Source organism: Gordonia sp. (in: high G+C Gram-positive bacteria) (assembly GCF_047602025.1).
Classification (GTDB): domain Bacteria; phylum Actinomycetota; class Actinomycetes; order Mycobacteriales; family Mycobacteriaceae; genus Gordonia.
The window spans coordinates 2,409,962-2,424,684 of the sequence record NZ_JASGII010000001.1 but is presented as its reverse complement, the minus strand read 5'-3'; the positions used below and the strand labels follow the sequence as shown (position 1 = coordinate 2,424,684).

11 protein-coding genes are annotated in these 14,723 nt (G+C 67.8%); all 11 read left to right on the top strand.

All coding sequences use genetic code 11. The annotated features are described in order from the left end of the window. The first annotated feature begins 3 nt into the window (after positions 1-3). Complete coding sequence (locus QM728_RS12135) at positions 4-810, top strand: MlaE family ABC transporter permease (protein WP_415032262.1); 807 nt, start codon at positions 4-6, stop codon at positions 808-810. 2 nt (positions 811-812) lie between these two features. Beyond that, positions 813-1,691, top strand: coding sequence for an MlaE family ABC transporter permease (locus QM728_RS12130; RefSeq protein WP_415032261.1), 879 nt, complete (start codon positions 813-815; stop codon positions 1,689-1,691). 3 nt (positions 1,692-1,694) lie between these two features. Next, positions 1,695-3,035 carry an MCE family protein gene (locus QM728_RS12125; RefSeq protein ID WP_415032260.1) on the top strand — a complete coding sequence of 447 codons (1,341 nt, stop codon included), beginning with the start codon at positions 1,695-1,697 and terminating at the stop codon, positions 3,033-3,035. Next, positions 3,032-4,132 carry an MCE family protein gene (locus QM728_RS12120; RefSeq protein WP_415032259.1) on the top strand — a complete coding sequence of 367 codons (1,101 nt, stop codon included), beginning with the start codon at positions 3,032-3,034 and terminating at the stop codon, positions 4,130-4,132. The genes QM728_RS12125 and QM728_RS12120 overlap by 4 nt, the downstream gene beginning before the upstream one ends. Before the next feature lie 8 nt (positions 4,133-4,140). After that, entirely contained in the window at positions 4,141-5,268 is a 1,128-nt protein-coding gene (locus tag QM728_RS12115) for an MCE family protein (RefSeq protein WP_415032258.1), read from the top strand. Beyond that, a complete protein-coding gene (locus tag QM728_RS12110; RefSeq protein WP_415032257.1) occupies positions 5,265-6,683 on the top strand; it encodes an MCE family protein in 1,419 nt (472 codons plus the stop codon). The genes QM728_RS12115 and QM728_RS12110 overlap by 4 nt, the downstream gene beginning before the upstream one ends. Continuing rightward, a complete protein-coding gene (locus QM728_RS12105) occupies positions 6,683-8,029 on the top strand; it encodes an MCE family protein (protein ID WP_415032256.1) in 1,347 nt (448 codons plus the stop codon). Before QM728_RS12110 ends, QM728_RS12105 begins: the two co-directional genes overlap by 1 nt. A gap of 1 nt (position 8,030) precedes the next feature. Then, a complete protein-coding gene (locus QM728_RS12100; protein ID WP_415032255.1) occupies positions 8,031-9,284 on the top strand; it encodes an MCE family protein in 1,254 nt (417 codons plus the stop codon). Positions 9,285-9,351: 67 nt separating this feature from the next. Next, a complete protein-coding gene (locus tag QM728_RS12095; RefSeq protein ID WP_415032254.1) occupies positions 9,352-10,086 on the top strand; it encodes a hypothetical protein in 735 nt (244 codons plus the stop codon). Continuing rightward, on the top strand, positions 10,086-10,868 hold the full coding sequence (locus QM728_RS12090; RefSeq protein ID WP_415032253.1) for a hypothetical protein: 783 nt from the start codon (positions 10,086-10,088) through the stop codon (positions 10,866-10,868). The genes QM728_RS12095 and QM728_RS12090 overlap by 1 nt, the downstream gene beginning before the upstream one ends. Positions 10,869-11,211: 343 nt before the next feature. Next, a complete protein-coding gene (locus QM728_RS12085; protein ID WP_415032252.1) occupies positions 11,212-14,712 on the top strand; it encodes a DNA-directed RNA polymerase subunit beta in 3,501 nt (1,166 codons plus the stop codon). The last annotated feature ends 11 nt before the right edge of the window (positions 14,713-14,723 follow it).

Here is a 14,723-nt window from a genome sequence, read left to right as displayed (position 1 = left end):
GCGATGACGACCGCCACTGAGCGTGGCGTCGATCGAATTGCGGCGGCCGGGGCCGGAGCTTTTGAGCAAACGGGCCGGATCGTACAGCTATTCATCGACGTTGCGCGCCAATCCGTCGTGCGCCCGTTTCAGTGGCGGGAGTTCATCCAGCAGGCCTGGTTCATCGCCAGCGTCACGATCCTGCCGACCGCGCTCATCGCGATCCCGTTCGGCGCCATCGTCTCGCTGCAGACCGGCTCGCTGATCAAGCAGATCGGTGCGGAGTCGTACACCGGCGCCGCCAGCGTCCTGGTCGTCATCCAACAGGGCTCACCCCTGGTGACCTCGCTACTCGTGGCGGGCGCGGCCGGTTCGGCCGTCGCCGCCGACCTCGGTGCGCGCACCATCCGCGAAGAGATCGACGCGATGGAGGTGCTGGGCATCAACCCCGTGCAGCGCCTCGTCGTCCCCCGCGTGCTCGCCATGGTGCTGGTCGCGATCCTGCTCAACGGACTCGTCGCCGTCATCGGCATCGCCGGCGGTTACTTCTTCAACGTGGTCGTGCAGGGCGGTACGCCGGGCGCGTACCTCTCGTCGTTCGGCTCGCTCGCACAGCTGCCCGACCTCTACATCTCGACGCTCAAGGCGGCCATCTTCGGTTTGATCGCCGGCGTCATCGCCGCCTACAAGGGCCTCAACCCCAAGGGCGGCCCCAAGGGCGTCGGTGACGCGGTCAACCAGTCCGTCGTCATCACCTTCCTGCTGCTGTTCTTCGCCAACCTGATCCTGACCGCGGTGTACCTGCAGGTCGTTCCGCCGAAGGGGGCGTGACCATGAGCGAAGGCGGCGGCGTCACCATTGCCAAGAGCCGGGCCGAATACGTCGGCTACGAGCTCCGCAAGCAGGCCGACAAACCGCTCCGGGTGCTCGACGGCGCCGGTGAGCAGATGTCGTTCTACGCGCGGGCCATCGGCTGGATCCCGCGCACCCTGGTGCACTACTACCGCGAGGTCCTGCGCCTGCTGGCCGAGGTGGCCTTCGGCTCGGGCGGCCTCGCCGTCATCCTCGGTACCGTCGGCGTGATGGTGCTGATGTCCGGCTTCACCGGCGTCGTTGTCGGCATGCAGGGCTATGCGGCGCTGCAGAACCTGGGCGCGCAGGCCCTGACCGGCTTCCTGTCGGCCTACGTCAACACCCGCGAGGTCGCGCCGCTGGTCGCCGGCCTCGCCCTGTCGGCGACGGTCGGCTGCGGCTTCACCGCCCAGCTCGGCGCCATGCGCATCTCCGAGGAGATCGACGCCCTCGAGGTCATGGCGGTTCCGTCGATCCCGTTCCTGGTCACCACCCGCGTGATCGCCGGTTTCGTCGCGGTCATCCCGCTGTACGTGCTCGGCCTACTCGCCGCCTATACGGCGTCCAGAACGATCAACACCGTGTTCAACGGGCAATCGGGCGGGTCGTACGACCATTACTTCAACCAATTCCTGCCACCGGCCGACGTCCTATGGTCGTTCGGCAAGGTCTTGGTCTTCGCGTTCGTCATCATCCTGGTGCACTGCTACTACGGCTACTACGCCAGCGGCGGCCCGGCCGGCGTCGGCGTGGCGGTGGGACACGCGGTGCGCGCGGCCCTGGTGCTGATCGCCCTGCTGGACTTCTTCCTGGGCCTGGCGATCTGGGGCACCACCACGACGGTTCGAGTGGCGGGCTGACGCATGCGAAAACTTCGACTCCGAGCGGCCGGACTGGCCTTCTTCGCGGTGATCGCGCTGTTCATCGGCGGATCGATCCTGAAGTTCCAGGGCAAGTTCAGCCCGACGAAGGACGTGGTGCTGCACACCGACTCGGCGGGCAACTCGCTGTCCGAGCACGCCGACGTCAAGGCGCGCGGCATGATCGTCGGCACCGTCAAGGCGGTCACCCCGTCGCCGGACGGCAAGGTCGACGTCGTCCTCGCCCTGCAGCCGGACAAGCTGTCGCTGCTGCCCACCGACACCACCGCGCGGATCCTGCCCAAGACGCTGTTCGGCGAGCGCTACGTCGCCCTCGAGGTGCCGCGCGACTCGTCGACGACGGCCACGCTGGCCGGCGGGGCCACCATCGAGACCGCCGAGCAGGGCAACGCCAAGGAAGTCCAGGACTTCTTCGACCGCCTGCTGCCGCTGCTCAAGGCGGTGCCGCCGCAGGACCTCAACGTGACGCTGACCGCGCTGTCGCAGGCGTTGAGCGGCCGCGGGCAGGAGCTGGGCGAGACCGTCAAGCGCCTCGACGCGATCTTCGCCGAGATCAACGACCACACGACGGACCTGCAGAAGACGCTGCGCGGGCTCGCGTCGTTCTCGCAGACCTACTCCGAGGCGCTGCCGTCGATCATCGACGGCCTGGACAACCTGCGCATCACCGGCAACACGATCGTCGAGCGCCAGGGCGACCTGGCCGGTCTGATCGCGTCGCTGGGCGTCGCGGCGACCGACACCACGTCCTTCCTGAACACGAACCGCAAGGATCTGATCAGCATCTTCACCGGCACGCAGGACATGCTGCAGGGCCTGGCGCGCCAGTCGCCGACCTTCGGCTGCACGTTCAAGAACTTCGCCGCGCTGATCCCCGAGTCGCGCCGCATCGTCGGTGAGGGCACGCAGAACCCCGGCGTCCGCGTGAACCTGCAGTTCGTCAACCCGCGCGGGCGCTACCTGCCCAACCAGGACGAGCCGCGCCTGTTCGACTACGACCGCAACCCGGTCTGCTACACCCCGGCCAAGAACGGCCGCCCGTTCCCGCAGTACCCGGGCGGCGGCCTCGCCGACGGCTCCTACCAGGTGCCCTCGCGCAACCCTGGTCCGCGCAACGTGCCGGAGATGCCCGCCGCGCAGTACTCGGTGCTGCCGTCCGGCGTCGCCGCCGCGCCGACCAGCCCCTGGTCGGATCCGGTGTTCCGCGCACAACTGCAAATGATCTACGGCGCGGCGTCGGGCGTCTCGCCCGAGCAGGTCCCCAGCTGGGTGACGATGCTCGGCGCGGCCCGACTCCCGGGAGCGCAGGTGAACATCCGATGAGGTCCATCGTCCCCGCACTGGTCAAGCTGATCACCTTCGCGGTGGTCACCGTCGTCGCGACGACGATGTTGGCGCTGACCATCGCCAACGCCGGCTCGTCGGGCAAGCACGACTTCGCCGCGATCTTCGACGACGCCGCCATGCTCAACCCGGGCGACGACGTCCGGATCGCGGGCGTGCGCGTCGGCGCGGTCAGCAAGGTCGAGGTCTACGACAAGAACCGGGCCAAGGTGAGCTTCGCCGTGGACCGCGACTCGCTGCCCGACGGCACGCAGGTCGCCATCCGCTACCGCAACCTGACCGGGTTGCGCTACCTCGCCCTCGAGCGCGGGGCGGGCGAGGCCGGCAAGGAGCTGCGCCCGGGCTATGTCTTCGGCGAGAACCGGGACAAGACCGAGACGACGTCGGCGGTGAACCTGACCGAGCTGTTCAACGGCTTCAAGCCGGTGTTCATCCAGCTCAAGCCGGAGGACGTCAACAAGCTGGCCGACCAGATCATCAACGTCTTCCAGAACACCCCGGGTCAGAACATGGGCGGCACGATGTCGTCGCTGATCTCGCAGACCGCCGAGCTCACCAACACGCTGGCCAACCGCGACGAGGTGATCGGCGAGCTGATCACGAACCTCAACAAGGTGCTCGACACCGTCAACACCCACGACACGCAGTTCGAGTCGTTGCTGGTGAACACCTCCCAGCTGGTCACCGGCCTGGCCGGGCAGAAGGAGTCGGTCGGCTCGGCGATCACGTCGGTGTCCGGCCTGACGACGGTGCTCGGCGGCATCCTCTCGCAGACGCGCCCGGCGATCGCCGGCGACATCGCGGGCCTGCGGTCGGTGTCCGACGAGATCATGCGCCGCGACAAGGACGTCCAGGCGATCCTGACCAACCTGCCGCCGAAGCTGGAGAAGATCGGTCGCGCCGCGACCTTCGGCTCCTGGTTCCAGTTCTACCTGTGCGGCGTCGACTTGGTGATGGGCAACGGAAAGTCGGTCCTGCTGACCGACCCGTTGATCCCGATGCCCGATATCAACCACGTGCTCTACACCAGCGCGGCGACCAGGTGCTGGCGGGATAACCGCCGGCCGTCGTTCTAGGGGTGGACATGGCTGACGAGAAGGATCAGGCAGCAATGCCCGACGACAACGACAAGGCCGCCGCCGACGCCGCGGCCGCCGCGCTCGAGCCGCAGGCGCTGCACCCGTCGCGCCGCTTCGCCGGCCGGCGCTCACCGATCACGGTCGGCGCGCTGGGCGTCCTGATGCTGCTGATGGTGTCGATTTCGTCGTTCTACCTCACCGATCTGCCGATCCTCGGCGCCGGTCCGCGGTACACCGCCGAGTTCAACGAGGCCGCCGGTCTGCAGAAGGGCAACGAGGTCCGCGTCGCCGGCATCAAGGTCGGCACCGTCGACAGCGTCGACCTGAATAAGGACGGCAACAAGGTCCTGGTGCGGTTCAACGCCAACGACACCTGGATCGGCGACCAGACGCAGGCGTCCATCCAGATCAAGACGCTCCTCGGCCAGAAGTTCCTCGGCCTGACGCCGCGCGGTTCGAAGGCCGCCGACCCGTCGGTGCCGCTCAAGGACACCATCGAGCCCTACGACGTCATCGCCGCGTTCAGCGACGCCAGCAACCAGCTGACCGAGCTCGACACCGACAAGGTCTCCGAGTCCCTCGACGCGCTGTCGACCGCCTTCTCCGGTACGGCTGGCGACTTCGGTCCGGCGCTGACCGGCCTGAGCCGACTGTCGCAGACGATCGCCAAGCGCGACCAGGACATCCAGAAGCTGCTGTCCGCCACCAAGACGACGTCGAAGATCCTGGCCGACCGCAACGAGGAGTTCGTCTCGCTCATCGCCGGCACCGGCCAGCTGCTCGACGAGCTGAACAAGCGGCAGCAGTCGATCAGCACGCTGCTGGAGTCCACGACGCAGCTGAGCAAGTCGCTCTCGGGCATCGTGAAGGACAACCAGGCGCAGGTCGGTCCGGCGCTCAAGTCGCTGCAGCAGGTCGCGGGCCTGCTCGCTAAGCAGAAGACCAACCTGAACCGCTCGATCGAGAGCCTCGCGCCGTTCTACCGCCTGTACGGCAACGTGCTGGGCAACGGTCGCTGGTTCGAGTCGATGGTGACGAACCTGATCCCGCCGGCGCTGCCGCAGCAGAACACGACGCGGCCGCCCAACATGGTCAAGCAGTTCAACAACGGTGGAACGGAGGCCGGCCGATGACCGCTCCGGATCTGACGACGACCTCCGGCCCGGGCCGCTGGTTCACCCCCCGCCACATCGTGGGCATCGTGCTGGGCACGGTGCTGGCGCTGGTCCTCGGCGGCGTGCTGTGGTGGGTCCTGTCCGGCATCGGGCAGACCACCATCGACGCCACCTTCAAGCGCGGCGTCGGCATCTACAAGGGCTCGGACGTCCGCCTGCTCGGCGTGAAGGTCGGCAAGGTGACCAAGGTGGTGCCCGACGGGGACAAGGTCCACGTCGACATGCGCGTCAAGCGCGGTCTGAAGCTGCCCAAGGATGTGCGCGCCGTCCAGGTCGCGCCGTCGATCATCTCCGACCGCTACGTCCAGCTCACCCCCGCCTACACCGGCGGCGACCGCGCCGGCAGCCACATCGTGCTGGGCGAGGACCAGACGATGGTGCCCGTCGAGGTCGACGAGCTGTACGGCAACTTGCAGAAGCTGTCGAAGTCGCTCGGCCCGGACGGGGTCAACGCCAAGAAGGGCGACAAGGAGGGCGCGGTGACCCGCGCCGTCCGCGTCGGCGCCGACAACCTGCGCGGCAACGGCGAGAAGCTGGGCGCGACTTTCGAGAACCTGTCGAAGGCGGCGACGACGCTGTCGGACTCCAGCGGCAACCTCGTCGACACGATCAAGCAGCTGAACACCTTCGTGTCGGCGCTCGAGCAGAACGACACCCAGGTCCGCCAGTTCAACACCCAGATGGCCTCGTTCAACACCTTCCTGGCGGGGGAGAGCGATCAGCTCGGCCAGGCGCTGGCGACGCTGTCGGTGGCGCTGGGCGACGTGAGCCGGTTCGTCGGCGCCAACCAACAGGCGATCGGCGACACCGTCCGGTCCCTGAAGCCGACCACCGAGGTGCTCAAGCAGCGCCAGGACTCCATCAAGGAGATCTTCTCGGTCCTGCCGGTCACCGTCTCCAACCTGATCAACGCCTACGACGCCGAGTCGGGCACCCTGGCGATGCGCCTGACGGTCCAGGACCTGCAGGCGCTGCTGTCCATGCAGTGCAACCTGCTGAACCCGGGCAGCATCATGCCGGGCACCCAGCCGTTCCTGGAGTGGCAGCGCAAGGTCGCCCCGATCATCAGCCACTGCTCCGACCTGGCCCGCCAGGTGGAGAAGGGCATCTCGCCGCACCTGCCGGTGCTGCCCTTCGGCATCATGAGCAACGACAAGACGCAGAAGTACTCGGTGCCCGGCACCCGCCGCGGCCGCCAGGACCCAGGTCTGATGCTGCCGCAGCAGACGACGCCGGCGCCGCTGCCGCCGCGCAAGCGCACCCCGAAGCCGTCGGCGACCCGCCCGGCGAACCCGTCGGCCACCGTGCCGTCGACGCCGCCGCGCACGCATCCCGCGCGCGCGCCGCAGACGCCGTGGGGAGGTGGCCGCTGATGCGCTGGGTGAAGGCCGCGACGGCCACGACCATCGCCGTGACGGGCATCGGCCTGCTGTCCTCGTGCAGCGGCCTGCAGTCGGTGCCGCTGCCCGGCGGCGCGTCCGTCGGCGACAACCCGAACCACTACGTGGTGAAGTTCGACGACATCCTCGACCTCGTGCCGCAGACACTGGTGAAGAAGGACGGCATCGTCGTGGGCCGCGTCACCGACATCTCGATCGCCCCCGACGAGTGGCAGGCGTCGGTCAAGATCGCGGTCCGCAACAACGTCAAGGTCTCCAACCAGGTGCACGCCGCGATCCAGCAGACGGCGCTGCTCGGCGAGAAGTTCGTCGGGCTGACCGAGCCGGAGGGCGGCGACAGCGCGCCGCCGCAGAGCACCTCGACGCCGATCGCCGGCACGGACTCCGACGGCCAGCCGCGCACGCGCACCGCCACCGACATCGAGCAGGTGCTCGGCGCCCTGTCGCTGCTGCTCAACAACGGCGGTCTCAACCAGCTGCAGCCGATCGTCTCCGAGCTGAGCAAGGCGCTCGACGTCGCCGGCGCCAACGGGAAGTCGTTGGTCGACAACAAGGTGCGCAGCCTGCTGGTGCAGTCCGACAAGCTGATCGGCAACCTCAACAAGCAGCGCGACGACATCGTCACCGCGATCGACGGGCTGGCCAAGCTGTCCACCCGCGCCTCCGCGCAGAGCGAGAAGATCGAGCAGATCCTCGAGCAGCTGCCCGCCGGCGTGCAGGTCCTCGAGCAGCAGCGGCCGCAGTTCGTCGACCTGCTCACCAAGCTCGACAAGCTCGGCGAGGTCGGCACCGACGTGCTCAGCAAGTCGCGCAACGCGATCATCGCGGACCTGAAGGCGCTGCGCCCGGTCCTGTCGTCGCTGGCCAAGTCGATGCCCGACCTGGTCACCGCCGCCCCGCTGATGCTGACCGTTCCGTTCCCCGACTGGCTGACGCCGGCCGCGAAGGGCAACGCGACCAACCTGTTCATGACGCTGGACCTGCGCCTGAAGAACCAGCTGGAGGCGCTCGGCGTCGGGCAGGGCGCACCGATCTACTCGCCGCCCAAGGCGCGCGCGATCCCCGTCGACCCGGCCAACCCGTACTACAAGGGCAACGGCCCGCGCTGGGGCTGGCCGACCGTCGGCCTGCTGCCGCCGCCGCCCAACTCGCGGATCGGCCCGTGGACGCCGCCGTCGTACGGCAACTACCGGCCCGATCTGCCGTACCCGGCGTCGAAGAAGAAGCAGCGCCGGCCGCAGTACATCGTGCTGACCCCGCCGAAGCCGGGGCAGTCCCCGCTCGACGGCCCGGTGTCGATGCTGAAGGGCGGTCGCTGACATGTTGCGCCGCACCAAGATTCAGCTCATCGCGTTCGCGATCCTGGGCATCGTCGCGATGCTCGTCGTGGGCAACAACTATGCGCGCCTGCCGCAGCTGGCCGGCCTGTCCGACTACCCCGTGACGGTGCACCTGAAGGACTCCGGCGGCATCTTCGCCAACGCCGAGGTCACCTACCAGGGCGTCAAGGTCGGCCGGGTGCAGTCGTTGACGATGACCAAGGACGGCGTCGACGCCAACCTGCGGATCAACAAGAACGCGCCCAAGATCCCCGCGTCGGCCAACGTGGCCGTCGCGTCGCGCTCGGCGATCGGCGAGCAGTACCTGGACCTGCGGCCCACGTCGGCCGGCGGCCCCTACCTGGCCAAGGGCTCGGTGATCCAGTCCGACAACACGACGCTGCCGCCCCCGCTCGAGGACGTGGTGAACAGTGCGCTCGACTTCGCCGAGTCGGTGCCGGTCGATGATTTGCACACGATCGTCGAGGAGTTGGGCAAGGCCTTCAACGGTCAGGGGGAGAACCTGACGCGGCTGGTGAATTCGTTGAACACGCTGTCGCAGGCCGGGTATGACTCGATCGGGGACACGATTGCGTTGCTGCAGTCTTCGAGCAAGGTGCTTTCGACGCAGCGGGAGCAGTCGGATGCGATTTTGCAGTGGTCGAAGAATTTGCAGGTGGTGACGGCGACGTTGGCGTCGGCCGATCCGGATGTGCGTCGGTTGTTGACGACGGGGCAGACGTCGGCGGCGGCGATTTCGACGTTGCTGCAGAAGCAGGGCGGGGATATCACCGCGGCGCTCAAGGACCTCGGCTCGGTGACCCGGACCGCGATCGAGCCCACCGGCTTCGCCACCAACACCCTGTTCGCGATGCTCTCGGCCCTGTCGGCCGGCTCGCACAGCCCCGCCCCCGGCGACGGGCAGATCCACTTCGGTGTGGTGTTGGAGACGAACAACCCGGCGGCGTGTACGCAGGGTTATGAGTCGACGCAGACGATGATTGATGCGATCAAGCGGAAGAATCCGACGTTCGACATCAACTACGACGACTTCCCGTTGAACCTGAACGCGCGGTGCACGGTGCCGCAGGGATCGCCGACGAGCGTGCGCGGTGCGGCGCGGGCCACCCTGGCCAACCCGAACATTCCGCAGCCGTGGGACAACAAGCCCAAGAAGGACCCCGACAAGCTGGATCTGAGCCAGCTGGCCTGGCAGCTCGCCTGGCTGATGGGCGTCCACCCGACCAAGTACTAGCGGGCGGCTGCACCGGCGTCGACGGATTCGCCCGGCAGCGACCCGCGCGGATAGAGTGACGGCTGTTATGAGTGACGAGAAGAAGGTCGACGACGCGATCGACGACGCCGTCGAGGCCGTCGACGAGGCCACCGACGACGACGCCTCCGGCGATGACGGCGAGGCGGCCACGGCAGACAAGCCTGCAACCCGCTCGCGGGGCGCCGATGACTCGGCGACGCGCCTCATCTGGGCGGTGGCGGGCATCATCGCCGCCGTCGGCCTGATCGTCGGGATCCTCGGCGCGTACAACGGCTTCCGGGGCTACCGGGACAAGCCGGTGGAGAAGGCGCGCAACTCGGTCCTCGAGGCCGCCCAGGCCGCGGTCCTCAACGTCACGACCCTCGATCCGAAGAACCCGACGAAGTTCAAGAAGAACATCGACTCGTCGCTCACCGGGCGGGCCCTGCAGGAAATGCGGACCAACGCCGCCTACCAGCAGTTGATGCACAACCCCAAGGCGACCGGACGCACCGAGAGCCGGCCGCTGCGCAGCGCGGTCACCGAGTTGAACTCCGGCAGCAAGAAGGGCAAGGCCCTGGTCGCCGTGCAGACCGTCGCCAAGGTCCCCGGTCAACCCGAGGTGCCGCAGGTGATGGTCTTCCTGGTGAGCGTCGTCGACACCCCCGACGGCTACAAGGCCGAGCTCCTCGAGCCGCTCTCCGGGATCCAACTGCAGCAGGCCGCCAGCCCGGTCGGTGCCCGCCCGGGCGCGACCCGCCGCGGCTCGGGCTCCACCGACGAGCAGGACGGGGGCAACTGATGTCCGACAGCATGCCCCCCAAGAAGAAGCGCCCCCGCGTCGCCGGGCAGCCGCCCGCCGGGGCGGGCGCCAAGCGCGGTTCCGGCAGCGCCAAGCGGGCCCCGATCGAGCGCCTCGCCGGCGCCGACGCCAAGGCCGCCAAGACCTCCCCGCTCAAGGGCGCGTCGGCCAAGCGCGTCGGCAAGGGCAAGCTCGCCGCACCGGTGTCGACGGCGAAGGCCGCCGGATCGTCGGCGTCGGCCGGCGGCGGTGTCGCGAAGACCGCGCCGCGCGCAGCCGGCGGCCAGATCCCGCGTGGCGCCCAACTGCTCGGCCTCATCGGCCTGATCGGACTGATCGTCGGCCTGCTCGGTTTCTGGCACCCCGGCGGCGTCGGTCGCGGGTCGGATCAGAGCTTCATCAACTCCAAGGCGACCGCCGAGGTCCTGGGGCAGATGGACACCGCCGCGTGCCTGTCGCCCAAGCCGGGGGAGACCTTCGAGCAGTGGATGAAGCTCAACCGGTCCTGGTTGGCCGGCAAGGCCCTGGACCAGTGGAACAAGAGCGAACAGGCCAACCGGCAGATCTTCGAGCAGACCGCCGGCGCCAAGCAGGACTGCAAGGTCCGGGCGATCGGCGTCCGCGATCTGACCGGCAGCGGCAACGGTTCCACCGCCCACGTGCTGGTCAACTTCGCCACCAGCACCGCCGGTTCGACCGCCAACAGCATGATCATCACGCTGCAGATGGAAGTCGAGCGCATGGACGGTCGCTGGCGCATCCGCCAGATTGACACGTGGTGACACGCCGGATCCGGTGACCGTTTCGTCGGTTGACGTGGGAAAACACCAACCAATTTGCGCGTAACGCTTGACGCGCGGGCTCCGGCGGGTCAGTCTATTGGCCAAGACCGCGCAATGCCCAGCCAGCGCGCGCGGATCCTTCGCAGACGCGACTTGACAAAGCGCGTCTATTTTCTGATACAGTTGGACGTTGCGCTGGCTGCCTCCTGTCCTCTTTGATTCGCCCGTCTGCACACGGTTGTGCTGATTCGAGTGTTTCGCCGTTTCAGGTCGTCAGACCAGCGACACCGGCGCAAGCCCACCTCGTAGCAGCTAGTCAACTTTCGTGTTGGAAGGACGCATCTTGGCACCCACCCGCCAGTCCACCTCAACCACTTCGATCCCGGGCGCTCCGAAGCGCGCGTCGTTCGCCAAAATCTCCGAGCCGCTGGAAGTCCCCGGCCTGCTCGACATCCAGCTGGACTCGTTCCAGTGGCTCATCGGCTCCGACAAGTGGCGCGCCGAAGCCATCGCCCGCGGCGAGGAGAACCCGCAGGGCGGGCTGGAGTCCATCCTGTCCGAGCTGTCCCCCATCGAGGACTTCTCCGGCTCGATGTCGCTGTCGTTCTCGGAGCCGCACTTCGAGGACGTCAAGGCGAGCATCGCCGAGTGCAAAGACAAGGACATGACCTACGCGGCGCCGTTGTTCGTCACCGCGGAGTTCATCAACAACAACACCGGTGAGATCAAGTCGCAGACCGTCTTCATGGGCGACTTCCCGATCATGACCGACAAGGGCAGCTTCATCATCAACGGCACCGAGCGCGTCGTCGTGAGCCAGCTGGTCCGCAGCCCCGGCGTGTACTACGACGCCTCGATCGACAAGGCCACCGAGAAGACCCTGCACACCGTCAAGGTGATCCCGGGTCGCGGCGCGTGGCTGGAGTTCGACATCGACAAGCGCGACACCGTCGGCGTCCGCATCGACCGCAAGCGCCGCCAGCCGGTCACCGTGCTGCTCAAGGCCCTCGGCATGACCGCCGAGGAGATCCGCGAGCGCTTCGGCTTCTCCGAGATCATGATGTCGACCCTGGAGAAGGACCCGACGTCGAACTCGGACGAGGCCCTCCTCGAGGTGTACCGCAAGCTGCGCCCGGGCGAGCCGCCGACCAAGGAGTCCGCCGAGGCCCTCCTGGAGAACCTGTTCTTCAAGGAGAAGCGCTACGACCTCGCGCGCGTCGGCCGCTACAAGATCAACAAGAAGCTCGGCCTGACCGACAACCCGATGAACGGCCCGACGACCCTCACCAACGAGGACATCATCGCCATCGTCGAGTACCTGGTCCGGCTGCACGACGCCGACCCGCACGTCACCCCGCTGGCGAAGGTCGCCGGGCCCAAGGGCCTGGAGGTGCCGATCGAGGTCGACGACATCGACCACTTCGGCAACCGTCGCATCCGCACCGTCGGCGAGCTGATCCAGAACCAGATCCGCGTGGGCCTGTCCCGCATGGAGCGCGTCGTGCGCGAGCGCATGACGACCCAGGACGTCGAGGCGATCACCCCGCAGACCCTGATCAACATCCGTCCCGTCGTGGCGGCGATCAAGGAGTTCTTCGGCACCAGCCAGCTGTCGCAGTTCATGGACCAGAACAACCCGCTCGCCGGGCTGGGCCACAAGCGCCGCCTGAACGCCCTGGGCCCCGGTGGTCTGTCGCGCGAGCGCGCCGGCCTCGAGGTCCGAGACGTCCACCCGTCGCACTACGGCCGCATGTGTCCGATCGAGACCCCGGAAGGCCCGAACATCGGCCTGATCGGCAACCTCGCCGTCTTCGCGCGGGTCAACCCGTTCGGCTTCATCGAGACGCCGTACCGCAAGGTCGTCGACGGTCGCGTGACCGACGAGATCGAGTACATGACCGCCGACGAAGAGGACCGCTTCCTCATCGGCCAGGCGAACACCAACTACGACGACAAGGGCCGCATCACCGATGAGCGCGTCCTCGTCCGCGTCAAGGGCGCCGAGGTCGAGTACGTGGACGCCGACCGCGTCCAGTACATCGACGTCAGCCCGCGCCAGATGGTGTCCGTCGCGACCGCGATGATCCCGTTCCTCGAGCACGACGACGCCAACCGCGCCCTGATGGGTGCGAACATGCAGCGCCAGGCGGTGCCGCTGGTGAAGTCCGAGGCGCCGCTGGTCGGCACCGGCATGGAGCTGCGCGCGGCCGTCGACGGCGGCGACGTCGTCGTGTCCGACCGCACCGGCGTGGTGGAAGAGGTTTCGGCCGACTACATCACCGTCATGGACGACGACGGCACCCGCGAGAGCTACCAGCTGCGCAAGTTCGAGCGCTCCAACCACGGCACGTGCGCCAACCAGCGCCCGATCGTCGAAGAGGGCGACCGCGTCGAGAAGGGCCAGGTCCTCGCGGACGGTCCGTGCACCGACAACGGCGAGATGGCGCTGGGCAAGAACCTGCTCGTCGCGATCATGCCGTGGGAGGGTCACAACTACGAGGACGCGATCATCCTGAGCCAGCGCCTCGTCGAGGAGGACACCCTCACCTCGATCCATATCGAGGAGCACGAGATCGACGCCCGCGACACCAAGCTCGGTGCCGAGGAGATCACCCGGGACATCCCGAACGTCTCCGACGAGGTCCTTGCCGACCTCGACGAGCGCGGCATCGTGCGCATCGGTGCCGAGGTCCGCGACGGCGACGTCCTCGTCGGCAAGGTCACCCCGAAGGGTGAGACCGAGCTGACCCCGGAGGAGCGCCTGCTGCGCGCCATCTTCGGCGAGAAGGCCCGCGAGGTCCGCGACACGTCGCTGAAGGTGCCCCACGGCGAGACCGGCAAGGTCATCGGCGTGCGCGTCTTCAGCCGCGACGACGACGACGATCTGCCCCCGGGCGTCAACGAGCTCGTCCGCGTCTACGTCGCGCAGAAGCGCAAGATCTCCGACGGCGACAAGCTCGCCGGCCGCCACGGCAACAAGGGCGTCATCGGCAAGATCCTCCCGCAGGAGGACATGCCGTTCCTGCCCGACGGCACGCCGGTCGACATCATCCTGAACACCCACGGTGTTCCGCGTCGTATGAACATCGGCCAGATCCTGGAGACCCACCTCGGTTGGGTCGCCAAGGCCGGCTGGAACATCAACGTCGCCGCGGGTGTGCCCGACTGGGCGGAGAAGCTGCCCGAGGAGATGTACGCCGGCGAGCCCGACACCCTCACCGCGACCCCCGTCTTCGACGGTGCGCAGGAGGAGGAGCTCACCGGACTGCTCTCCAGCACGCTGCCCAACCGCGACGGCGACGTCATGGTCAACGGCGACGGCAAGGCCACCCTGTACGACGGTCGCTCCGGCGAGCCGTTCCCGTACCCGGTGGCGGTCGGCTACATGTACATCATCAAGCTGCACCACCTCGTCGACGACAAGATCCACGCGCGTTCGACCGGTCCGTACTCGATGATCACCCAGCAGCCGCTCGGCGGTAAGGCCCAATTCGGTGGCCAGCGCTTCGGTGAGATGGAGTGCTGGGCGATGCAGGCCTACGGTGCGGCGTACACGCTGCAGGAGCTCCTGACGATCAAGTCCGACGACGTCGTCGGCCGCGTGAAGGTCTACGAGGCCATCGTCAAGGGCGAGAACATCCCGGAGCCGGGCATCCCCGAGTCGTTCAAGGTGCTGCTGAAGGAACTGCAGTCGCTGTGCCTGAACGTCGAGGTGCTCTCGAGCGACGGCGCGGCCATCACGATGGCGGACAACGACGACGAGGATCTGGAACGCGCCGCGGCCAACCTCGGCATCAACCTGTCCCGCAACGAGTCGGCCAGCATCGACGATCTCGCCAACTGACAACGACCAGA